Origin of the sequence: Demequina lignilytica (genome assembly GCF_030418375.1) — a bacterium.
GTDB classification, from domain to species: domain Bacteria; phylum Actinomycetota; class Actinomycetes; order Actinomycetales; family Demequinaceae; genus Demequina; species Demequina lignilytica.
Map to the genome: position 1 here is coordinate 39,902 of NZ_JAUHPZ010000006.1, position 21,693 is coordinate 61,594.

Consider the following 21,693-nt stretch of genomic DNA (forward strand, 5'->3'; position numbering starts at 1 on the left):
CATTCTAGGGCCCTCGCGGGGGCGTGTCATGATGTGCCACGTGACCGTCTGGGCCGAGCGAACCGTCCGCTGGGGCGCCGTCGCGGCCCTGGCCGCGGCCGCGCTCTCCGGATGCTCGCTCCGCGCCGAGACGCCGCCGCTCGAGCGGCGCACGCCGCTGCCCGAGGTGGTGGTCAGGGACGATGCCGCGGTGCGGGAGCAGGCGGTCGTCGACGCCGCGTCCGACGGGTCGTCCACGCTCGCCGCGGTCGAGTCCGTCACGGCGCCCGTGCGGCTCGAGGTGCTCGGGCCGGTCTACGTCGCCACGCCCGGCGCGACGCCCTCCCCCACGCCGGTCGAGCTGAGCGACGCGGTCCTCGATGCGCGCGACGGCGCGCTCGCCGCGGCTGCGGCCACGCCCGACGAGGAGCTGGCGGTGCTGCTGCGCGCCACCGCGCTGGGGCACTCGCTCGCGCTCGCCGCCGACTTCGTCGTGACGCCCGACGGCTGGCCCGAGATGACCGAACGGCTGGCGGGCGTCGCCTCGCTGGGCGACGCGCTGACCCCGGTGGGAGACCCGAGCGTCGACTCCGACGAGCTCGCCGGGCTGGCCCTCGTGCACGACCGCGCCGCGTTCGCCTACGAGGTGGCGGCGGCGCGCGCCGCGGACGACGAGCGGACGGCGTGGCTCGAGCGGTCGGCGCTGCACCGGGCGAGGGCGGAGGCGCTGCTCGCCGTGCCCGGCGTGGAGGACCGTCGGGACGACCTGTACGACGTGCCGCCGGAGGCCGTCGCGGACACGGACGCGCGCATCGCGACGGCACGCGCCACCGAGACGGCGCTCGGCGAGCGGTACGCCGCGCTCTGGGCGAGCGTGGGCGGCCCGGAGGACGGCTGGCTGTGCAACGCCGCCTACGACGCCTACGCCGCGGCCTTCGCGCTGCCCGGCTTCGACGTGGCGGACGTGCCGGCCCTGGCCGGCGTCGCCGCCGTGTCCTGAGCCCGCCGGGCCGTCAGCCGGCCAGCGCGGCGCGGACCCGGGCGACCACCACGGCCGCCGCATCGTCCACCGGCAGGGCCTCGCTGGTCCCCTCCGCGCGGACCTTGAGCTCCACCGTGCCCTCCGCCAGCCCGCGGCCGACCACCAGGATGAACGGCGCGCCGATCAGCTCTGCGTCCTTGAACTTCACCCCGGGCGAGACCTTCGGGCGGTCGTCGTAGCAGACCTCGACGCCGGCCGCCTCGAGCTCGGTCGCGAGCGCCGCGGCCGCCTCGAACACCGACTCGTCCTTGCCCGTCGCGACCACGTGCACGTGGTACGGCGCGACCTGGACCGGCCACGTGAGGCCGAGCTCGTCGTGGTTGTTCTCCGCGAGCAGGGCGACGGCGCGGGTGACGCCGATGCCGTAGGAGCCCATGGTGACCACCTGCTGCTTGCCGTTGACGTCGAGCACGCGCAGGTCGAGCGCCTCGGCGTACTTCCGGCCGAGCTGGAAGATGTGACCGATCTCGACACCCCGCGCGAGCTCGAGCGGGCCGGAGCCGTCCGGGGCCTCGTCGCCGTCGCGGACGTCGGCGGCCTCGATGGTGCCGTCGCCCACGAAGTCGCGCCCCATGACCAGGTCGAACACGTGCCTGCCGTGCTCGTTCGCGCCCGTGATCCAGCGGGTGCCGGGGACGATCCTCGGGTCGAGCATGTACGGGATGGTCGCGTCCTCCTCGGAGAGGAACGCGACGCCCTCGGGGCGCGCCTGCGGGCCGAGCACGCCCGGGCCGATGTAGCCCTTCACCAGCTCGGGGTGCGTCTTCAGGTCGTCCTCGTTCGCGGCCTCCACCGTCGCGGGCGCGAGCGCCGCCTCGAGGCGGGTCATGTCGACGTCGCGGTCGCCGGGGACGCCGACGACGAGCAGCCCCCGCTCGCCGGCCGGGTTCGTCGCCGCGACGACCACGTTCTTGAGGGTGTCCGCGGCCGTCCACGCGCGGTCGTCGCGCGGGTGGTCCGCGTTCGCGGCGGCCACCAGGGTCTCGATCGTGGGGGTGTCGGGGGTGTCCTCCACGTGCGCGGCGGGCGCGTCGTCCCAGGCCTGCGAGGCGGGCACGGGCGTGGTGACGGCCTCCACGTTCGCGGCGTAGCCGCCGGGCGAGCGCACGAACGTGTCCTCCCCCACCTCGGTGGGCGAGAGGAACTCCTCCGACCGGGAGCCGCCCATCGCGCCCGACTGCGCCTGCACGATCACGTACTCGAGGCCCAGGCGGTCGAAGATGCGGATGTACGTCGCGCGCTGGGCCGCGTAGGACGCGTCTAGGCCCTCGTCGGTGACGTCGAAGGAGTACGAGTCCTTCATGATGAACTCGCGTCCGCGCAGGAGCCCGGCGCGAGGACGCGCCTCGTCGCGGTACTTGGTCTGGATCTGGTAGATCGTCAGCGGCAGGTCCTTGTACGACGAGTACAGGTCCTTCACCAGCAGCGTGAACATCTCCTCGTGCGTGGGCGCGAGCAGGTAGTCGCCGCCCTTGCGGTCCTGCAGCCGGAACAGGTTGGGCCCGTACTCGGTCCAGCGCTGCGTCGCCTCGTAGGGCTCGCGCGGCAGCAGCGCCGGGAAGTGGACCTCCTGGCCGCCCGCGGCATCCATCTCCTCGCGGACGATCGCCTCGACCTTGGCCAGCACCTTGAGGCCCAGCGGGAGCCAGGTGTAGATGCCCGGCGCGGCACGGCGGATGTAGCCGGCGCGGACCAGCAGCTTGTGCGACGCGACCTCGGCGTCGGCGGGGTCCTCGCGCAGCGTGCGGAGGAAGAGCGTGGACATGCGAAGCATGGGGACAAGGGTATCGGGCGTCGGGCGGGACGATGCGCGGGCCCGGGGCGGTCAGGAGCCCGCGAGCGAGTCCCGCAGCGCGACGGCACCGCGCGGGTCATCCGTGATGAGGGCGTCGATCCCGGCCGCGATCAGCTCACGCTGCTCGTGGGGGTCGTTCACCGTCCAGGCGCGGACGCCGATCCCCGAGGCGGCCAGGCCGGCGAGGATCCCGGGGCTCGCGAGCCTCGGCGCGTACGCGTGGACCGCCTCGGCGCCGAGGCGCGTCGCGAGCTGCCACGGATGCGCACGAGGCCACTGGTAGAGGGGCGCGATCCGGGCGCCGGCGTCCAGGCGGCGGATCCGCCGCAGCGCGCCGTGGTCGAAGCTGGAGTGCACGACCCGATCGGCCATCCCCGAGGCATGCATCGCCGCGAGCGCCTGCTCCTCGAGCCCGCGGTCCGGCAGGGCTCGACGCTTGAGCTCGACGTTGAGGGTGAGGGCCGTGGGCGCGAGCATCGCGTAGGCCTCGGCGAGCGTCGGGATGCGCTCGCCGTCGCCGAGGCGGACCGCCGCGAGGTCGGCGGCCGTCACGTCGCGCAGCGCGCGGACCGAGCCGTCGGCCAACGCGACGCGGGGGTCGTGGTGGATCACGAGCACGCCGTCCGCGGTGCGACGCACGTCGAGCTCGATCCCGTCCGCGCCGGCGTCGATGGCGGCCGCGAACGCCGCGAGCGTGTTCTCGGGCGCCTCGAGCCGCGCCCCGCGGTGCGCCCAGACCTGCGTCATGCCTCGAGCCTAGGCGCGCCGAAGGCGCCGACCCCTGGGGGACGGCGCCTTCGGAACGGTGCGATGCGTCTCAGATGGTCATCGACCTGCGGAACAGGAACGCGGCGAGCGCGTCACGCTTGGTCGCGGTGAACGGCCGGTAGGTGCCGTCGGACCAGCCGGTCGAGAGGCCCGCCTCGTGCATCCACACGATCGCGACACGGTGCTCGATCGAGGTGTCCGAGAGCGCGACGTCCGAGAACGGCGACGACGAGGTCGCCAGCGCGGGCGAGCCGGCCAGGCGGTACAGGAACGCGGCGATCGCGTCACGCTTCACCGGGCTCAGGGGACGGTAGGTGCCGTCCGCCCATCCGTCGGCGAGGCCCGTCTCGCTCATCCAGAAGATGGCCTTCCAGTGCTCGTTGTAGAGCGGCGAGGAGGGGTCGCCCGACACATCCGCGAACGGCGAGGCCGTCAGGGTCGGCTCCGGCGAGCCGGACTGGCGCCAGAGGAACGCGGCGAACGCGTCACGCGTGGTCTGGGCCAGGGGACGGAACTCCTGGCCGCCCGGCGTGGTCCACCCCTTCGACAGGCCGGACAGCGCCATCCAGCGGATGGCCAGCTCGTGCTCGCTGTAGCCGGCCGCGCCCTCGACGCCGGTGACGTCGACGAAGGGCTGGCAGCCCTCGGAGGGGCGCTCCGCGTTCATGAGGACGTTGTCGATCGGCAGCTGCTCGAAGCCGTTGACGGTGATCCAGCCGTAGCGGTTCGCGCCCACCGCGTCCGGGATGGTGTCGGCGGGCGAGGTGCGGGTCCACGAGGCGAGCTCGACGCCGTCGGCGTCCAGCACGGTCATGTCCACCGCGAGCACACCGGCCTCGTCGCGGAAGTCGTGCGCGAACGTGTACCAGCCGGACTCGGTGACCGTCAGGGTGTCGCCGGTCAGCGGGCTCGCGCCCACGCCGACGAAGCCCGAGTTGTTGCTCGCGCCGATGGTCCAGGAGCCGGCTCCCGCCGACTGCGCGTGGAAGATGTAGTCCCGCTGGTGAGCGCCGTCCGAGCCGTTGGCGGCCACCGACCAGTCGAACTGGTCGAGCGAGCCGCCGGTGGCGACGTCCACGTCCAGGTAGAAGTCCGCCGACGCGGTCCAGCCGCCGGCAGGGAAGGTGTCGCCGTAGCCCCCGAAGCGGGTGAACTGGTACGCGTAGTCGCCGTCGTCCAGGTTCTGGGCCGCGATCGCGTAGAAGCAGCCCGAGGCGGCGTCGAGGCCGGAGATGCCGCTCATCGCGCGGGTGACGCCGATGACACCGTCGGTCGAGTCGTCGGAGGCGGCGATGCTGGCGGCGTCCTCGAAGCCGTACAGGGCCGTCGGGGCGGCGGAGGTCGCCAGCGCCGGTGCGCCGGCGGCGACGAGGCCGGCGGCGCCCAGGGTGGTGGCGAGGATTCCCGCGAGGGCGCGGGAATGCGTGTGCTTCATGGTGATCCCCTCAGATCATGCGCGCGCGGCGCAGACCCGGGTGGGCCGGTGCGTCGCTGCGCGCGGTTGGTGAGTGGAATCTATGGCCCGCGGATGACGAATGGTTGGCGAACAGCGAAATAACCACGTCAGTGTGATGAAGCCCATATCCGACGGTTGTCGGATGTCCGAAACGCCTAGAACATCACGGTGGCGAAGGTGCCGACCCGCGCGAGGCCCACCGCCTCGTACGCCCGGATCGCCGCGGGGTTGAAGTCGTTGACGTAGAGCGACACCGTCGGGGCGATCGATCGCCGCACCGCGTCGATCACGCCGCCGAGGCCCGCGCGGGCGAGCCCGCGCCCGCGCAGCCGGGGGTGCACCCAGACGCCCTGCAGCTGCGCGACTCCCCCGGCGACGGCGCCGACCTCCGCCTTGAAGACCACCTCGCGCCTGCCGTCGATCGTGCCGAGCTGCAGGAACGAGCGTCCCGAGCGGACCAGGAAGCGCAGCCGCTCCTCGTAGGCGGCCCTGCCGTGGGCGAGCGGGTCGTAGCCGACCTCGCCGATGAACATGTGGACGCACGCGGGCAGCAGCAGGTCGTAGTCGTCGAGCGTGGCGCGGCGCACGGCGTCCAGGGCGAGTCCCGCATCGTCCACCCCCGCGACCCTCACCGGGGCGCCGGAGATCGCCATCGAGAGCTGGCGCGGGCGGAGCTCCCGCTCCGGTCCCCACCACGGCTCGACCCGGCCCCACAGGTCGAGCACGGTCTCGGAAGGACCGACGATCGCTGCGGGGCGGGTGAGCCGGCCCACCGCGGCGGCGGCCACCTCGGCGCGCATCGCCTCCGACTCCTCCGACGCGTCCGCGGGGAGGACCGGGCACAGGTTCGCGCCGTTCCACACGAGCGCGACCAGCTCCGCCCTGAGTCCCGCGCGTCGACGCACCGCCCACATGGAGGTGGGCGTCACGCCCGAGTCGCGCGCCATCTCGAGGTGCATCAGCGGCACCACGTTCGCCACCGGGTCGGCCCCGGCGATCTCGAGCGCCTGCGCGAGCTCCCGTCGCTGCAGGGGCGCCAGCGAGTGCTGCGCGCGCCTGAGCAGCGAGTCGGTCATGTCAGCTCGGCACCACCAGCGGCGACGCGCCCTCGACGGGCTCCATCGTCTCGGCGATCTTCATCGCCTCCTCGATGAGCGTCTCCACGATCTGGGACTCCGGCACGGTCTTGATGACCTCGCCCTTCACGAAGATCTGGCCCTTGCCGTTGCCGGAGGCCACGCCGAGGTCCGCCTCGCGTGCCTCGCCCGGGCCGTTCACCACGCAGCCCATGACGGCGACGCGCAGCGGCACCTCCATGCCCTCGAGCCCGGCGGTGACCTTCTCCGCGAGCTCGTAGACGTCCACCTGCGCACGCCCGCAGGACGGGCAGGAGACGATCTCGAGCTTGCGAGGCCGCAGGTTGAGCGCCTGGAGGATCTGGATCCCGACCTTGACCTCCTCGACGGGCGGGGCGGACAGCGACACGCGGATGGTGTCGCCGATGCCCTGCGCGAGGAGCGCGCCGAACGCGGTCGCGGACTTGATGGTGCCCTGGAACGCGGGACCGGCCTCCGTCACGCCGAGGTGCAGCGGCCAGTCGCCTCGCTCGCTCAGCATCTCGTAGGCGCGGACCATGACCACCGGGTCGTTGTGCTTGACGGAGATCTTGAAGTCGTGGAAGTCGTGCTCCTCGAACAGGCTCGCCTCCCACACCGCGGACTCGACGAGCGCCTCCGCCGTGGGCTTGCCGTACTTGTCGAGCAGGCGCTTGTCGAGGGAGCCCGCGTTGACGCCGATGCGGATCGACGTGCCGTGGTCCTTCGCCGCCTGCGCGATCTCCTTGACCTGGTCGTCGAACCTCTTGATGTTGCCCGGGTTGACGCGCACCGCGGCGCAGCCGGCCTCGATCGCGGCGAACACGTACTTGGGCTGGAAGTGGATGTCCGCGATCACCGGGATGTTCGACTTGCGCGCGATCGGCGCGAGCGCGTCGGCATCGTCCTGCGTCGGGCAGGCGACGCGGACGATGTCGCAGCCCGACGCGGTCAGCTCGGCGATCTGCTGCAGCGTCGCGTTCACGTCGTGCGTCTTGGTGGTGCACATCGACTGCACGCTGATGGGCGCGTCGCCGCCGACGTACACGTCGCCGACCTTGATCTTGCGCGTCCTGCGCCGGGGCGCGAGGACGGGGGCGGGCATGGCGGGCATTCCGAGTCCGATGGCGGTCACGGTGTCAGTATCTCCCAACGGTCGAGGGCGGACGGATCACACCACGCTGACGGGCGCGACGATGTCCGCGTAGATGAGGACGACGCCCATGACGAGCAGCAGCGCGAAGACCCCGTACGCGAGGGGCATCATGCGCGCCACGTCCACGGGCGCGGGGCGCGGCAGGCCGCGCACCTTGGCGTAGGCGTTCTTGACGGCCTGCCACAGCGCCGAGGCGATGTGGCCGCCGTCGAGCGGCACCAACGGGATCATGTTGAAGGCGAAGAGCGCGAGGTTGAGGCCGCCGAGCAGCATGAGCATGTCCGCCACGCGCTCGCCGATCGTGTAGCCGGGCGCCTCGAGGGAGGAGATCTCGCCGGCGACCCGGCCCACGCCGACGATCCCCATGACGGAGTCGGTGGTGCGCTCCTCGAGGCCGACGGCGGCGCGGGCGACGTCCCACACGCGCTGCGGGAGGTGGATCACCACGTCCGCGGTGGTGGCGAGCACCTCGCCCGTGTACGCGAGGCCGGCGGTCGCGCTGCGCTCCATCGCGATCTCCGGGTAGATGCCCATGTAGCCGACCGTCTCGGTGACCACGGCGCCGGACGCATCCGTGACGACGGCGCCGTCGTCGTCGGTCACGGCGCGCTCCCGCTCCGCGGGGGTGAGGTCGAGCGTCACGGCCTCGCCGTCGCGCAGCACCGTCAGCTCGAGGTCCTCCCCCGGGCGGGCGCCGACGTACGCGGTGAGGTCCTCCCACTCGGTCATCTCGACGCCGTCGACGGCCGTGATGGTGTCGCCGGCCTGCAGGCCGGACTGCGAGGCGGGCGACGCCGGGTCGGCCGCGGTGCAGTCGGATGCGCCCACGGCGGGGACGCACGCCGTCACCTGGGAGACGGTGAGGGTCGGCGTGGTCGGGGTGCCCATGACCGCCATGACGCCGGTGAAGATCAGCACGGCGAGCAGCAGGTTCACGAACGGGCCGCCGAACATCACGATCGCCTTGCGCCACCAGGTCAGGTGGTAGAAGGCGCGGTGGTCCTCGCCCTCGCGGATCTCCTCGACCGCGGCCTCACGCGTGTCGGCGATGATCCGGGCGATGCGCCCGGTGCCGCGCACCGGCTTCACCGCGGTCTCCGGCGGGATCATCCCCACCAGCCTGACGTAGCCGCCGAGGGGGATCGCCTTGACGCCGTACTCCGTCTCCTTGCCGCGGCGCGACCACAGGGTGGGCCCGAAGCCCACGAAGTACTCGCTCACGCGCACGCCGAACCTCTTCGCCGGGATCATGTGACCCAGCTCGTGCAACGCGATCGAGACGAGCAGCCCCACGATCAGGACCGCCCAGCCCAGCACCTCAGCCATGTCTCCTACCTTGCTCCCTGCGCCGCGATCGCGCCACGGGCGCGTTCCCGCGCCCATCTCTCGGCCTCGTCGACGGCGTCGAGATCGACGGTCGCCGGGGCGTCGTACGCCTCCACAACGCTTCTGACGGTGTCAACGATCCCGAGGAACGGCAGCATTCCCTCGACGAAGGCCTGCACGCACTCCTCGTTCGCCGCGTTCAGCACGGCCGGGTGGAGGGACGATGCGGCGAGCGCGTCGCGCATGAGACGCACCGCCGGGAACGCGACCTCGTCGAGCGGCTCGAACGTCCACGACTGCGCCCGGGTCCAGTCGAGGCGCGGCGCCACGTCGGGCAGGCGGTCGGGCCAGCTGAGACCGAGCGCGATGGGCAGCCGCATGTCGGGCGGCGACGCCTGCGCGATGGTCGCGCCGTCGACGAACTCGACCATCGAGTGCACGATCGACTGGGGATGCACCACCACGTCGATGCGGTCGAGCGGGATCCCGAACAGCAGGTGCGCCTCCGCGACCTCGAGCGCCTTGTTCACCATCGACGCCGAGTTGATGGTGACCACGGGCCCCATGTCCCAGTTGGGGTGCGCGAGGGCGTCGGCGGGCGTGACGTCCGCGAGCGAGGCCCGGCTGCGACCCCGGAAGGCGCCGCCCGAGGCCGTCACCACCAGGCGCCTCACCTCGCCGTGCGATCCCGCGCGCAGGCACTGCGCGAGCGCCGAGTGCTCCGAGTCGACGGGCACGATCTGGTCGGGCCGCCGCTTCGCTGCTTCGACGAGCGCACCCCCGGCGATCAGCGACTCCTTGTTCGCCAGCGCGAGCGTCGAGCCCGACTCGAGCGCGGCGAGGGTCGGGCGCAGGCCGACCGAGCCGGTCATGCCGTTGAGCACCACGTCGGCGCCGAGCCGCGCGGCCTCGACCACGGCCGCGGCACCGCCGCGGACGTCCACCCCGGCGACTCCCGCATCGTCCAGGCCCGCGCGGACGGCGTCCGCGGCCGACTCGCGGGCGACGGCGACGTAGCGGGGACGATGCGCGATCGCCTGCGCGATCACCGCGTCGGGGTCCGCTCCCCCGGCCGCGAGCGCGATGACGTCGAAGGCGTCGGGGTGGCGGTCGACGACGTCGAGCGCCTGCGTCCCGATCGAACCGGTCGAGCCGAGCAGGGCGACGGTGCGGGTCATCCCTCGTCGACGCCGAGCAGGATGTCGACCATGCGGGCGAGGAACGCGTCCACGGTCGGCTCGTCGTAGGCGCGCGAGCCGCGGCCGGACTTGAACGTCGCGGACCGGACCTCGTCGGCGGTCAGCGGCGCGCCGCGGTCGAAGAACGAAGTGACGCGCGCGAGCAGCTCGTCGACGTCGCTCGCACGGTAGCCGCGTCCCATCCCCGAGGGGTGGGCGAACCGCTCGCCCGCGGGCCGACGCAGCCGCGGGTAGAGGGTCTGGGCCCGGCTCGCGAGCTCCTGCATCCACGCGTCCTTGCCGTGCTGGCGGACGAACGCGTCGCGCTGCCGGCCCACGAACGCGAGCTCGAGCCGGTCGAGCGCGGAGTCGACCGCGGCGGTCTGGTAGCCGCCGTGCTTGAGGTCGAACGCCGTCCGCCGCACCTCGAGGGGGCCGAGCGCGGTCTCCGGGGTGCCGGACTGCTCGTACGCGGCGCGCGCCTTGTCGAAGAACTCCTCGACCTGATGCGGGTGATAGCCCAGCTTCAGCGCTCCGACCTTGGGGAACAGGCTCGTCGTCATCATCTCTCCTTGATCGCCAGCTGCCCGCAGGCGCCATCGATGTCGCTTCCCCGAGTATCCCTGATGGTGGTCGGAATCCCGTGCATTCGGAGGATGCGGACGAACTCCTGCTCGACCTTCGGGTCCGACGCGGTCCACTTCGAGCCGGGCGTCGGGTTGAGCGGGATGGGGTTGACGTGGACCCAGCCGTCGCCGCGGGCGGTGAGCTTCTGCGCGAGGAGCTCGGCGCGGTGGGCGTGGTCGTTGATGTCGCGGATGAGCGCGTACTCGATGCTCACGCGGCGTCCGGTGGCGTCGAAGTAGCGGCGTGCGGCGTCGAGCGCCTCGTCGACCTTCCAGCGCGCGTTGATCGGCACCAGCTCGTCGCGGAGCTCGTCGTCCGGGGCGTGGAGGCTGAGCGCGAGGGTGACGGGGATACCCTCGGCCGCGAGGCGGTCGATGCCCGTCACCAGGCCCACCGTCGACACCGTGACGTGGCGCGCGGACAGGCCGAAGCCCTCCGGCGGCGGGCTCGTGAGCGCGCGCACCGCGGTGATGACGGCGGCGTAGTTGGCGAGCGGCTCGCCCATGCCCATGAACACCACGTTCGACAGGCGCACGGGGTCGCCGCCCAGCTCGCCGTCGCGGGCCTGCTTGGCGGCGAGGCGCACCTGCTCGACGATCTCGCCGGCGGACAGGTTCCGCGTGAGGCCCATCTGGCCGGTCGCGCAGAACGGGCAGGCCATGCCGCAGCCGGCCTGGCTCGTGACGCACAGGGTCGCGCGGTCGGGGTACTTCATCAGCACCGACTCGACCTTGGCGTTGTCGATGAGGTTCCACAGCGTCTTGACCGTCTCTCCGCCGTCGGCGGCGAGGGAGGTGACCTTGGTCAGGAGCGGCGGGAACAGCTCGGCGGCCAGGTCCTCGCGCGCGGCCGCGGGCAGGTCCGTCATGTCGTCCGCCTCGACCGTGAGGTGGTCGTAGTAGTGCGTCGCGAGCTGCTTGGCGCGGAACTTGGGCTGCCCGAGCTGGGCGAGCGCCTCGACACGCTCGGCGGCGTCGAGGTCGGCGAAGTGGCGCGGCGGCTTGCCGCGACGCGGGGCGAGCATGGGGAGCAGAGGATGCTGGGTCATCGGGTTCCGATCAGCAGGGCGAAGACGATGTACGCGACGGCGGCGGCGGGCAGGAGCGAGTCGAGCCTGTCCAGGATGCCCCCATGGCCGGGGATCGCGCTCGACATGTCCTTCACGGCGATGTCGCGCTTGAGGGCGGACTCGGCCAGGTCGCCGAGCACGGCGGCGACCACGCAGGCCGCACCGACGGCCGCGCCGAGCCACCAGCGCCCGTCGAACAGGTAGAAGCTCAGGACGGCGGAGCCGATGATGCCGAAGGCGGCACCGCCGATCGCGCCCTCCCAGGTCTTCTTGGGGCTGACGCGCGGCGCGAGCTTGCGGCGGCCGAACAGCATCCCGGTGAACAGCGCGAAGGTGTCGTTGAGGACCACCGCGACGATCACGACGAGCACACGGCGCCAGCCGTCGTCGGCGAGCTCGAGCAGCACCAGGAAGGACGCGAGGAACGGGATCCACGCGAGGGTGAAGATGCCGACCAGGGAGTCCGCGAGCGTGTTCTCCACACGGTCGTCGACGATCCGCCAGGCGATCACGCCGGCGCAGGCGACCAGCAGCGCGACCACGAGGCCCTCGCCGCGCCCGAACACGGTCGCGACGCCCATCCCGAGCGTCGCCAGCAGCACCGGCACCACGGACACGTGGAGACCGAGCCGGCCGAGCGCGTGCCGCCACTCGAGCACGGCGGCCACCGCGAAGGCGTACACCACGGCGGTGAACACCAGGGGGTGGTAGATCGCGGCGGCGATCGCGCCGACGCCGAGCACGACCCCCGTCGCGGTCGCGAGCCACAGGTTGCGGCCCGCGCGCGGGGGCGCCGGCACCGGCAAGGCCTCCGTGGACGGGACGTCGAGGTCCACGGGGTCGACCGCATCGTCCTCGCCCGCCCGGTGCGGCGCCTCGGCCGCGACGGCCGCGGCCACGCGCGCGGACACCTGCTCGGCGGCGTGCGCGACCGGAGCGGTCTCGGGGGCGTGCTCGACGGCCGCGTCGGCGGGCGGCAGCGGCTCGAGCTCGACCTCCGCGTGCCCCGCCGGGGTCACCTGGGTCACCGGCGCGAAGGGGCTGCCGTCGGAGACGACAGGGGCGTCCTCCGGGGTGGGGGGATCCGCCTGGCGGCGGCGTCCCCACCTCATCGGACGCCCTGACGTGAGGTCGTGACCGTCATCAGACCTCGAGCAGCTCGCTCTCCTTGTGCGCGAGGAGCGCGTCGATCGCGTCGACGTGCTTCTTGGTGAGGGCGTCGAGCTCCTTCTCGGCGCGCGCGCCCTCGTCCTCACCCACCTCGCCGTCCTTGACGGAGGCGTCGATCAGATCCTTGGCCTTGCGGCGCATGTTGCGGAGCGTCACGCGGGACTCCTCCGCCTTGGACTTCGCGAGCTTGACGTAGTCGCGGCGGCGCTCCTCCGTGAGCTGCGGGAGGTTGACGCGCAGCACCTTGCCGTCGTCCGTGGGGTTCACCCCGAGGTCCGAGTTCCGCAGCGCGGTCTCGATCTCCTTCTTGGCGCTCACGTCGTAGGGCGAGATCACCACGGAGCGCGCCTCGACCACCTGGATGGAGGCGAGCTGCTGCAGCGGGGTGGGGGCGCCGTAGTAGTCGACGGCGATGTTCGCGAACATCGCCGAGGACGCCTGCCCGGTGCGGATGGACGCGAAGTTGCTCTTCGCGACCTCCACCGCGTTGTCCATGTTCTCCTCGGCCTCGAGGAGGATCATCTCAGTCACGCAAGTCTCCTTAAGAGGGACGGGCTCACGCCGTCACCCGGGTTCCAATCCTCTCACCCAGCAGGGCGCGAGTCACATTTCCAGGCGTGTCGAGGCCGAACACCTGCATGGGCATCCGGTTGTCCATCGCGAGGGAGAACGCCGCGGCGTCCATGACGGCGAGACGCTTCTGCAGCGCCTCGGCGTAGGTGACGTGCTCCAGGCGCTCCGCGTCGGGGTCCTTGCGCGGGTCGGCGGTGTAGACCGCGTCGACTCCGTTCTTGCCCATCAGCACCTCGGAGCAGCGGGTCTCGAGGGCGCGCTGGAGGGAGACGGTGTCGGTCGAGAAGTAGGGCATGCCGGCGCCCGCGCCGAAGATCACCACGCGGCCCTTCTCCATGTGACGGATGGCGCGCAGCGGCAGGTAGGACTCCGCGACCTGGCCCATGGTGATGGCGGTCTGGACGCGGGTGGTGACGCCCGCCTGCTCGAGGAAGTCCTGGAGGGCGAGGGCGTTCATGACGGTGCCCAGCATGCCCATGTAGTCGGCGCGCGAGCGCTCCATGCCCCGCTCGGACAGCTCGGCGCCGCGGAAGAAGTTGCCGCCGCCGACCACGACCGCGACCTGCACGCCCTGGTGGACGGCGTCCGCGATCTCGCGCGCCACGCGGCTCACGACGTCCGGGTCGAGGCCGAGCTGGCCCCCGCCGAACATCTCGCCGGAGAGCTTGAGAAGCACGCGGCGCGCCGCCTGGGGCTCCGTGCCCGGGATCAGATCGCTGGTCTCGGTCACGGAATCCTCCTGACGGCGCGCCGCGCCTTGGTCATCTATGGGTGAAGCTGGGTCCTAGGCTCCCACACGGAAGCGCGCGAAGGAAACGAGCGCGCCACCCGTGGCGTCCACGACCTTGCCGACCGTGGTCTTGGGGTCCTTGGCGAACGCCTGCTCGACGAGCACGTTCTCCTTGAACCAGCCGTTGAGGCGGCCCTCGACGATCTTCGGCAGCGCGGCCTCGGGCTTGCCCTCCGCACGCGACACCTCCTCGGCGACGCGACGCTCGTTCTCCACGACGTCCGCCGGAGCGTCCTCACGGGTGAGGTACGCGGGCGAGTACGCCGCGGTGTGCATCGCGACGTCCTTGGCCACCGAGGCGGCCTTGGCGTCCGAGCCCACGAGGACGCCCACCTGGGCGGGCAGGTCCTTGTTGGTGCGGTGGAGGTACTCGGTCACGACCGGGGCCTCGACGCGCGCCACGCGGCGCAGCACGACCTTCTCGCCGAGCGTGCCGGCGGCCTCGTCGATGAACGCCTGGACGGTCTTGCCGTCGATGTCGGCGGCCAGCGCGGCCTCGGCCGAGTCGGCGCCGGCCGCGGCCGCCGCGTCGAGCACGGCGTTCGCGAGCGTGATGAACTTGTCGTTCTTCGCGACGAAGTCGGTCTCCGAGTTGAGCTCGAGCAGGGTGCCGACCTGAGCGCCCTCGTCACCCTCGATCTTGGTGATGACGAGGCCCTCGGAGGCCGCGCGGCCCTCGCGCTTCGCGACGCCCTTCAGGCCCTTGATGCGCAGGATCTCGACGGCCTTCTCCTGGTCGCCGTCCGCCTCGTCGAGCGCCTTCTTGACGTCGAGCATGCCGGCGCCGGTGCGCTCGCGGAGCGCCTGGATGTCGGCAACGGTGTAGTTGGCCATGTGAGGGGTCCTTACTTCTCGTCGGCCGCGACCACGGGGGTCTCGGCGTCAGCGGTGGTCTCGGCGGGGGCCTCGGCAGCCTCGGCGGCGGGCGCCTCGGCGGCCTTCTCCTCGGCCTTCGCGCCGTCCAGGAGCTCCTGCTCCCACTCGGCGAGGGGCTCCTCGCCCGCCTCGGCCTCGGCGCCGGTGGCGGCCGAGCCCGAGTGACGCAGGCGGATGCCCTCCGCGACGGCGTCGGCGATCACGCGGGTGAGCAGGCCCACCGAGCGGATGGCGTCGTCGTTGCCGGGGATGCCGTAGGCGACCTGGTCCGGGTCGCAGTTCGAGTCGAGGATGCCGACGACCGGGACGCCGAGCTTCTTCGCCTCGTCGACCGCGAGGTGCTCCTTGTTGGTGTCGACGATCCACACGACCGAGGGGACCTTGGCCATGTCGCGGATGCCGCCGAGGGTCTTGTCGAGCTTCTCCATCTCGCGACGGAGGCCCAGGAGCTCCTTCTTGGTGCGGCCCGAGCCGGCGACGTCGTCGAAGTCGATCTCCTCGAGCTCCTTGAGGCGCTGCACGCGCTTGCTGACCGTCTGGAAGTTGGTCAGCATGCCGCCGAGCCAGCGCTCGTTCACGTAGGGCATGCCCACGCGCTTGGCCTGCTCGGCGATCTGCTCCTGCGCCTGGCGCTTGGTGCCGACGAACAGCACGGTGCCGCCGTGGGCGACGGTGTCGCGCACGAACTCGTAGGCGGCGTCGATCTTGGACAGCGACTGCTGAAGGTCGATGATGTAGATGCCGTTGCGCTCGGTGAAGATGAAGCGCTTCATCTTGGGGTTCCAGCGGCTGGTCTGGTGTCCGAAGTGGACACCCGAGTCGAGCAGCTGGCGCATGGTCACGACGGCCATGGCTCATCCTTGTCCGCACGCGCACGCGCGTGCCTGGTGTGGGGGCGCACGGGGCGCCCATGTTCGGTTGACGATGCGGGCCGGGAGGCTCGCATCCCTGGCGCCAACGCGGTCGGGCACCGATTGCTCGGACCTCGCCCTTCCGGCGCGTCCCCTCACGGGGGCGCGAATGGCGCGCGATGTCATCCGGGCATGCCGGATGCGGGATCAATGGTACCTGAGGGTGGCGGCCACGCGCGACCGCCGACCGATGTCCCCCGCCCGCGAAGGCGGACGGCTCGTCCCCGGGCCGCGGCGGCGGCGCCCCGGCGCCACCGGGGCGACCGCAGCATCGTCCCATGAGGATCCGTCCCCGCCGTCGCGGAGCGGCCGCCGCGCTGGTCGCGCTCGCGCTCGCCGTCACCGCCGTCGGCGCCACCGCGCCGGCGGGACGGGCGGTCGCGCCGGGGCCGGTCGAGGAGGCCGCTCCGGTGCTCGACGCACCGGTCCAGCCGCTGCGCGCCGCGGGCCTGTTCGACCCTCCCGCGCGGCCGTGGCTGCCGGGGCACCGCGGGCTCGACCTGATCGCGGTCGTGGGCGCCCCGGTGCTCTCCCCCGGCGCCGGCGTCGTGACGTTCGCGGGACGGGTGGTGGACCGCGGCGTGGTGACCGTCGACCACGGGTCGCTGCGATCGTCCCTCGAGCCCGTCGACGCGCACGTCGCGGCGGGCACGGCCGTGCAGGCGGGCGAACCGGTGGGCGTGGTCGGGTCGGAGCCGGGGCATTGCGCCCCGACGACCTGCCTGCACTGGGGCGTGCGCGCGGGCGACGCCTACGTCGACCCGCTCGACGTGCTGCGCGGCTACGGCCCGATCATCCTGCTGCCGGACCGGTAGGCGATGCGGCCCCGATCAGTCGAAGGCGCCGGTCCGCACCAGGGTCTCGCGCAGCTTCTTCACCGCGGCCGAATGGATCTGCGACACGCGCGACTCCGTCACGCCGAGGATCTCGCCGATCTGCGCCAGCGTGAGGTTCTCGTAGTAGTAGAGGCGCAGCACCTCCTGCTCGCGGTCGCGCACGCCCTGCACGGCGACCGCCAGGAGCGAGGAGCGCTCCCGCGCCTCGAGGGCATGGTGCGTCGCCCCGAGCATCCCCGCGCCGAGCGTCGGGATCGGCCGCGTGTCGGGCTCCACGGGCATGCCGTCGAGCGCCGCGACATGGGACAGTGCGACCTGCGCGCGAACGGTGCGCACCTCCGCCGTGGCCCAGCCGAGGTGCTCGGCCACGTCCTCGTCCGTCACGGGGCGCAGCAGCTGCTGCTCGAGCGTGCGCGTCGCGTGCTCGAGGGTGCGCGCCTTCGACCGCACCGACCTCGGCACCCAGTCCGCCGCCCGCAGCTCGTCGATGATCGCCCCGCGGATGCGCGTGGCCGCGTAGGTCTCGAACTTGAACCCGCGCTCGGCCTCGAACTTCTCCACGGCGTCGATCAGGCCGAACATGCCGTACGAGACCAGGTCGCCGAGCTCGACCGTGTCGGGCAGCTTCGCGATCACGCGGGTCGCGACCTGGGTGACGAGCGGGGCGTAGTGGGTGATGAGCGCGTCCCGGGCGGCGGCGCGGCGGTCGCCCTCGCCCGCCATCGCCTCCCACCACGGCGCGGTGTCGACGGTCCTCAGGGCGACGGGACGGTCGGGCTCGACCTCGGACAGGAGCGTGTTCAGCTCGGACATGGTGGCGTCTCCCTCTAGGCGCGCGGGTGGGCGAGTTGGTAGGCGGCGCGCAGCCGCTCCGCGGTGACGTGGGTGTAGCGCTGGGTGGTGGACAGGCTGGCGTGCCCGAGGACCTCCTGGACCGACCTCAGGTCGGATCCCCCCGAGAGCAGGTGGGTCGCGGCGGTGTGCCGCAGCGCGTGGGGCGCGACCTCCTCGACCCCGGCGAGACGGCAGAGCTCGTGGACTGCCTCGCGGACCTGGCGCTGGTTGACGCGCTGTCCACGCCGGCCGAGCAGCAGCGCCGCGTCGGTCGACTCGGAGACGAGCAGCGGTCGCCCGCGCTCCAGCCACTGCTCGATCGCGCGGGCCGCGGGCTGGCCGAACGGCACCATCCGCTCCTTGCCGCCCTTGCCCATCACCCTCACCAGGCGCTGGGCCAGGTCGACGTCACCGATCTCGACCCCCGCGAGCTCGCCCACGCGCATGCCGGTCGCGTAGAGCAGCTCGACGGCGGCCCAGTCGCGCAGGTGGAGCGGGTCGCCGTCATCGGCGCGGGTGCCCGCGAGCTCGAGGAGCGCCAGGACGTCGGCGTTCGACAGCACGGTCGGCAGCGTCGAGGCCGGCCGCGCCGAGGCGAGCCGCAGCGCGGGGTTGGGGACGATGCGTCCGGTCTCCTCGGCCCACCCGAAGAACGTGCGCGCGGCGGCCCCCCGCCGCGCCAGCGTGGTCCGGGACAGCCCCTCCGCGTGCATCGAGGCGAGCCAGGCGCGCAGATCAGCGAGCGTCGCGGCCGTCAGCGCCACGTCCGGATCGCCGTCGGCGTCGAGGTGGCGGGTGAGGTGGCTCAGATCGCCCAGGTACGCGCGCACCGTGTTGCCCGAGAGTCCGCGCTGGTGGCGCAGAAACCCCTCGTACGAGCGCAGAAGGTCGCTCGCGGTGGCGATGTCCATGGTCGACATGGCCACACCATGGCACCGTCACACCTGTCAAATCAATACCTTCAGTCACATTTGTCACATGATTCACACCTGACACACATGGTTTGCATGGGAATGTCCGATTTATCAGGGCGAAAGGCGGTGCCACCGCCCGTCGCGGAGCTCCACGAGCCCTCGCAGGCTCAGGCCGCCGAGCGCGGCCTGCGCCTGGCCCCCGGTCAGGCCCGCGGCGCGCGCGATCGCGTCGGTGGTCGAACCGCGCGCACCGATCCCGGCGTGGGCCGCGCGCTCCTGCGCGCTGCCGAAGTCGGTGCGGCCGTCGCTCCCGACTGCGGCCGGCTCGTCGACCTCCCCGAGGGGAGCGGCGAGTTCGAGCGCCTCGCCGGGACCGGTCACCAGCACGGCCGCGCCGGCCCGGATCAGGGCGTGGCATCCGGCGGACGCCCCCGAGGTCACCGGACCGGGCACGGCCCCGACCGGACGCGCGAGCTCCGACGCGTGGCGGGCCGTGTTGAGCGCGCCCGACCGGGCAGCGGCCTCCACCACGATCGTGGCCGACGCCGCGGCGATCAGCCGGTTGCGGCTCAGGAAGCGGTGCCGCATGGGGGCGCGGCCCGGCGGCTGCTCCGAGACCACGGCGCCGCACGCCACGACCTGCTCGAGCATGCGTGTGTTGCCCGCTGGGTAGAGTCGGTCGACCCCTCCCGCCAGGACGGCGATCGGCGCACCGACGCAGGCGAGCGTCGCGCGATGCGCGGCCGCGTCGATCCCGTACGCTCCCCCGCTGATGACGGCGATGCCGCGCGCCGCCGCCTCGGCGGCGATCGCTCCCGCCACGTGCTCGCCGTACGCCGTCGCGGCCCGCGCCCCCACGAGCGCGATCGAGCGCGACCAGCTCGCCGCCGGATCGAGCTCACCGCGGATCCAGAGTGCGAACGGAGCAGCCGCGCCGAGCCGGTCGAGCGCCGGCGGCCATCCGCGCCCACCGCGCGTGACGAGGCGCGCCCCCAGCAGGTCCGCCCGCTCTCGTAGCGCACGCGGATCCGCCTCGGGCAGCCGCGCGACCCATCGGGGCAGCGCCCCCACCAGCGCGTCCCGCTGCTTCCGATCGAGCGCGGGAGGGCTCAGGAGCACGCCGGACCCGGCGCAGCTGCGCACCCAGGCGAGTGCCTCCGTCGCACCGAGGGCGGCGACGATCCCGAGCGCGAGCGGGTCGTCCGGCTCCGCGAGCGCGCTCCACGCCACGAGCGCCGAGGCCTCGGTGCCGGTCCCGTCGCTCACGCCGTCACCCCCTGCCGCAGCACGAGCGCCCGAGCCACGTGGTCCCGCCGCGGCGACTCGACGCCGTCCAGATCCGCCAGCGTCCAGGCGACCCGGAGCACGCGGTCGAACCCCCGTCCCGTGAGGGTGCCCCTCTCCACCGCGCGGAACAGGTCGGTGGTGACCGCGCGTGAGGTCACGGTCCTGAGCCACGGGCCCGGCGCCCGCGCCGACACCCGGATGCCGAGCTCTGCCAGGCGCGCGGCGCCCGCCGCCCGCGCGGTTGCGACCCGGGAGGCCACCGTCGCCGAGTCCTCGCCGCGCTCGGTATCCGCGGCTCCGACGGGGAGGAGCGCGACCTGGAGGTCGACCCGGTCCAGGAGCGGACCGGAGAGGCGGCCGAAGTACCGGCGTCGCGCGAGCGGCGTGCACTCGCAGCGTGCCCCGGGTGCGCCGAGCTGACCGCAGGGGCACGGGTTCGCCGCGAGCACGAGCTGGAAGCGCGCCGGGTAGCGCACCGCTCCCTGCGCGCGGTGCAGCACGATCTGACCGCTCTCGAGCGGCTGGCGCAGCGTCTCGAGCACCCGCACGGGGAACTCGGGCGCCTCGTCGAGGAAGAGGACGCCCGCATGCGCGCGCGAGATCGCCCCCGGCCGCGCGATCCCGGACCCGCCGCCGACGATCGCGACGGTCGACGCGGTGTGGTGAGGCGCCTCGAGCGGGGGCCGGCGCAGGAGGCCCCCGGCGGCGTCGAACGTCCCGGCGAGCGAGTGGATGCCGGTGGCCGCGAGCGCGTCCGGGTCGTCGAGGGGCGGCAGGATGCCGGGCAGGCGTTCGGCGAGCATCGTCTTGCCGGCGCCCGGCGGTCCGACCATGAGCAGGTGGTGCCCCCCAGCGGCTGCGACCTCGATCGCCATGCGCGCGTCCGCCTGCCCCCGCACGTCGGCGAGGTCGAGGTCGGGCGGCGTGGCGCTCGGCGGCCGTCGCGCGAGCACCGGCTCGACCGCGGCGGGGCTCGCGTCGCCGCCGAGCGCCCGCAGCACGGCCGCGAGGGTCGCCTCGGCACGGACCGTCGCCCCGGGGACCAGCAGCGCCTCGTCCCGGTTCCCCGCCGGCACCACCACGTCGCGCGCACCCGCCTCGACCGCGGCCGCGACCGCGGGGAGGACGCCGCGCACGGGGCGGATCCGTCCGTCGAGGCCGAGCTCGCCGAGGAGCATCAGCCGCCCGGCCCGGCGCGCGTCGATCCGACCGCCCGCCGCGAGCACCGCGGTCGCGATGGCGAGGTCCGTGGTCGAGCCCGACTTGGGCAGCGACGCCGGCGAGAGGTTCACGGTGACCCGGCCGCGCGGCCACTCCATCCCCGAGGACGCGACGGCCGCTCGCACCCGCTCCTTCGACTCCGCGAGGGAGGCGTCCGGGAGGCCGACGATGGTGAAGGCGGGCAGTCCCGCGGCGGCGTGCGCCTCCACGTCGATCACGTGACCGGACAGCCCGGTGAGCACGACCGAGCGGGCCCGCCCGATCATCCGACGTCACGCAGGTGCTCGACCACCGGCGGGCCCGACCGCGGGAGCGTGACCGCGACCACGTCGATGCGGGCGCCGTCGAACGCACGGTCCTGGGACGCGAGCCACGCTCCCGCGAGGAGCCGGAGCCTGCGCAGCTTCGCCGGCGTCACCGCGGCGACGGCGCCTCCGTAGGCCTCGGAGCGCCGGGTCTTCACCTCGACGAACACCGCGTCGCGGCCGTCGACCGCCACCAGGTCGAGCTCGCCGAGCGCGCACCGCCAGTTGGTCGCGAGCACCTCCCAGCCGTGCTCCCGGAGCCGCCGCTCCGCGAGCCGCTCCCCGAACCGCCCCACCGCATCCTTGAGCGCCATGGCACCTCCCGCGACCACGATGCGGGAGCCACCGTTCACCGGCACTCGCAGCGCCCACACCGGTGGACAGCGTCGGCGGCGGGGCCTCCGGGGGACATCGGCGTCCCCCACGCAACGGCGACGACGCCCCGAGGCGACCCTCGCCTCGTCACTCCCAGGCGAGGGCGAGGCG

Annotated in this window: 21 protein-coding genes; 2 read left to right on the plus strand and 19 right to left on the minus strand. The window is 73.2% G+C overall.

Going from position 1 to position 21,693, the window contains the following annotated elements:
* Nucleotides 1-40: 40 nt before the first annotated feature.
* Nucleotides 41-979, plus strand: coding sequence for a hypothetical protein (locus tag QQX13_RS09710; protein ID WP_301118420.1), 939 nt, complete (start codon nt 41-43; stop codon nt 977-979).
* Between the two features lie 13 nt (nt 980-992).
* Here the strand turns inward: QQX13_RS09710 and QQX13_RS09715 are convergent, their stop codons facing one another.
* The 14 genes from QQX13_RS09715 to rpsB form a co-directional block, all read right to left on the minus strand.
* Nucleotides 993-2,786 carry a proline--tRNA ligase gene (locus tag QQX13_RS09715; RefSeq protein WP_301118619.1) on the minus strand — a complete coding sequence of 598 codons (1,794 nt, stop codon included), beginning with the start codon at nt 2,784-2,786 and terminating at the stop codon, nt 993-995.
* 60 nt (nt 2,787-2,846) lie between these two features.
* Nucleotides 2,847-3,563: a glycerophosphodiester phosphodiesterase gene (locus QQX13_RS09720; RefSeq protein WP_301118421.1), complete on the minus strand. Its 717-nt coding sequence runs from the start codon at nt 3,561-3,563 to the stop codon at nt 2,847-2,849.
* A gap of 70 nt (nt 3,564-3,633) precedes the next feature.
* Nucleotides 3,634-5,019 carry an S-layer homology domain-containing protein gene (locus QQX13_RS09725; protein ID WP_301118422.1) on the minus strand — a complete coding sequence of 462 codons (1,386 nt, stop codon included), beginning with the start codon at nt 5,017-5,019 and terminating at the stop codon, nt 3,634-3,636.
* A gap of 176 nt (nt 5,020-5,195) precedes the next feature.
* Nucleotides 5,196-6,116, minus strand: coding sequence for a GNAT family N-acetyltransferase (locus QQX13_RS09730; protein ID WP_301118423.1), 921 nt, complete (start codon nt 6,114-6,116; stop codon nt 5,196-5,198).
* Between the two features lies 1 nt (nt 6,117).
* Nucleotides 6,118-7,248 (minus strand): flavodoxin-dependent (E)-4-hydroxy-3-methylbut-2-enyl-diphosphate synthase, encoded by a 1,131-nt coding sequence (ispG, locus tag QQX13_RS09735; RefSeq protein ID WP_301118620.1) that lies wholly within the window; start codon nt 7,246-7,248, stop codon nt 6,118-6,120.
* Nucleotides 7,249-7,305: 57 nt separating this feature from the next.
* The gene (locus QQX13_RS09740; RefSeq protein ID WP_301118424.1) at nt 7,306-8,616 is read right to left on the minus strand and encodes a M50 family metallopeptidase; all 1,311 of its coding nucleotides are present in this window, start codon (nt 8,614-8,616) and stop codon (nt 7,306-7,308) included.
* Between the two features lie 5 nt (nt 8,617-8,621).
* Nucleotides 8,622-9,794: a 1-deoxy-D-xylulose-5-phosphate reductoisomerase gene (gene dxr, locus QQX13_RS09745; protein WP_301118425.1), complete on the minus strand. Its 1,173-nt coding sequence runs from the start codon at nt 9,792-9,794 to the stop codon at nt 8,622-8,624.
* A complete protein-coding gene (locus QQX13_RS09750; RefSeq protein WP_436968575.1) occupies nt 9,791-10,360 on the minus strand; it encodes a DivIVA domain-containing protein in 570 nt (189 codons plus the stop codon). Before QQX13_RS09750 ends, dxr begins: the two co-directional genes overlap by 4 nt.
* A complete protein-coding gene (rlmN, locus tag QQX13_RS09755; protein WP_301118427.1) occupies nt 10,357-11,469 on the minus strand; it encodes a dual-specificity RNA methyltransferase RlmN in 1,113 nt (370 codons plus the stop codon). The genes QQX13_RS09750 and rlmN overlap by 4 nt, the downstream gene beginning before the upstream one ends.
* Complete coding sequence (locus QQX13_RS09760) at nt 11,466-12,602, minus strand: phosphatidate cytidylyltransferase (protein ID WP_301118428.1); 1,137 nt, start codon at nt 12,600-12,602, stop codon at nt 11,466-11,468. Before QQX13_RS09760 ends, rlmN begins: the two co-directional genes overlap by 4 nt.
* 31 nt (nt 12,603-12,633) lie before the next feature.
* The gene (gene frr / locus QQX13_RS09765) at nt 12,634-13,182 is read right to left on the minus strand and encodes a ribosome recycling factor (protein WP_436968576.1); all 549 of its coding nucleotides are present in this window, start codon (nt 13,180-13,182) and stop codon (nt 12,634-12,636) included.
* Nucleotides 13,183-13,216: 34 nt separating this feature from the next.
* On the minus strand, nt 13,217-13,963 hold the full coding sequence (gene pyrH, locus QQX13_RS09770; protein ID WP_301118430.1) for a UMP kinase: 747 nt from the start codon (nt 13,961-13,963) through the stop codon (nt 13,217-13,219).
* 54 nt (nt 13,964-14,017) lie between these two features.
* Nucleotides 14,018-14,857 (minus strand): translation elongation factor Ts, encoded by an 840-nt coding sequence (gene tsf, locus QQX13_RS09775; RefSeq protein WP_301118431.1) that lies wholly within the window; start codon nt 14,855-14,857, stop codon nt 14,018-14,020.
* An 11-nt stretch (nt 14,858-14,868) separates the two neighbouring features.
* Nucleotides 14,869-15,750, minus strand: coding sequence for a 30S ribosomal protein S2 (rpsB, locus tag QQX13_RS09780; RefSeq protein ID WP_301118432.1), 882 nt, complete (start codon nt 15,748-15,750; stop codon nt 14,869-14,871).
* A 338-nt stretch (nt 15,751-16,088) separates the two neighbouring features.
* On the opposite strand from rpsB, the gene QQX13_RS09785 reads away from it, so the two are divergent.
* A complete protein-coding gene (locus QQX13_RS09785; RefSeq protein WP_301118433.1) occupies nt 16,089-16,625 on the plus strand; it encodes a murein hydrolase activator EnvC family protein in 537 nt (178 codons plus the stop codon).
* 15 nt (nt 16,626-16,640) lie between these two features.
* Here QQX13_RS09785 and QQX13_RS09790 read toward each other — a convergent pair whose 3' ends face one another.
* The 5 genes from QQX13_RS09790 to QQX13_RS09810 all read right to left on the minus strand — a co-directional run bounded on the left by QQX13_RS09790 (nt 16,641) and on the right by QQX13_RS09810 (nt 21,581).
* Nucleotides 16,641-17,459: a sigma-70 family RNA polymerase sigma factor gene (locus QQX13_RS09790; protein WP_301118434.1), complete on the minus strand. Its 819-nt coding sequence runs from the start codon at nt 17,457-17,459 to the stop codon at nt 16,641-16,643.
* A gap of 14 nt (nt 17,460-17,473) precedes the next feature.
* Nucleotides 17,474-18,400, minus strand: a complete 927-nt coding sequence (locus QQX13_RS09795) for a tyrosine recombinase XerC (protein WP_367281256.1) — start codon at nt 18,398-18,400, stop codon at nt 17,474-17,476.
* A 105-nt stretch (nt 18,401-18,505) separates the two neighbouring features.
* Nucleotides 18,506-19,660 (minus strand): DNA-processing protein DprA, encoded by a 1,155-nt coding sequence (gene dprA / locus QQX13_RS09800; protein WP_301118435.1) that lies wholly within the window; start codon nt 19,658-19,660, stop codon nt 18,506-18,508.
* Entirely contained in the window at nt 19,657-21,168 is a 1,512-nt protein-coding gene (locus QQX13_RS09805; RefSeq protein WP_301118436.1) for a YifB family Mg chelatase-like AAA ATPase, read from the minus strand. The genes dprA and QQX13_RS09805 overlap by 4 nt, the downstream gene beginning before the upstream one ends.
* The gene (locus QQX13_RS09810; protein WP_367281257.1) at nt 21,165-21,581 is read right to left on the minus strand and encodes a YraN family protein; all 417 of its coding nucleotides are present in this window, start codon (nt 21,579-21,581) and stop codon (nt 21,165-21,167) included. Before QQX13_RS09810 ends, QQX13_RS09805 begins: the two co-directional genes overlap by 4 nt.
* Nucleotides 21,582-21,693 lie beyond the last annotated feature (112 nt).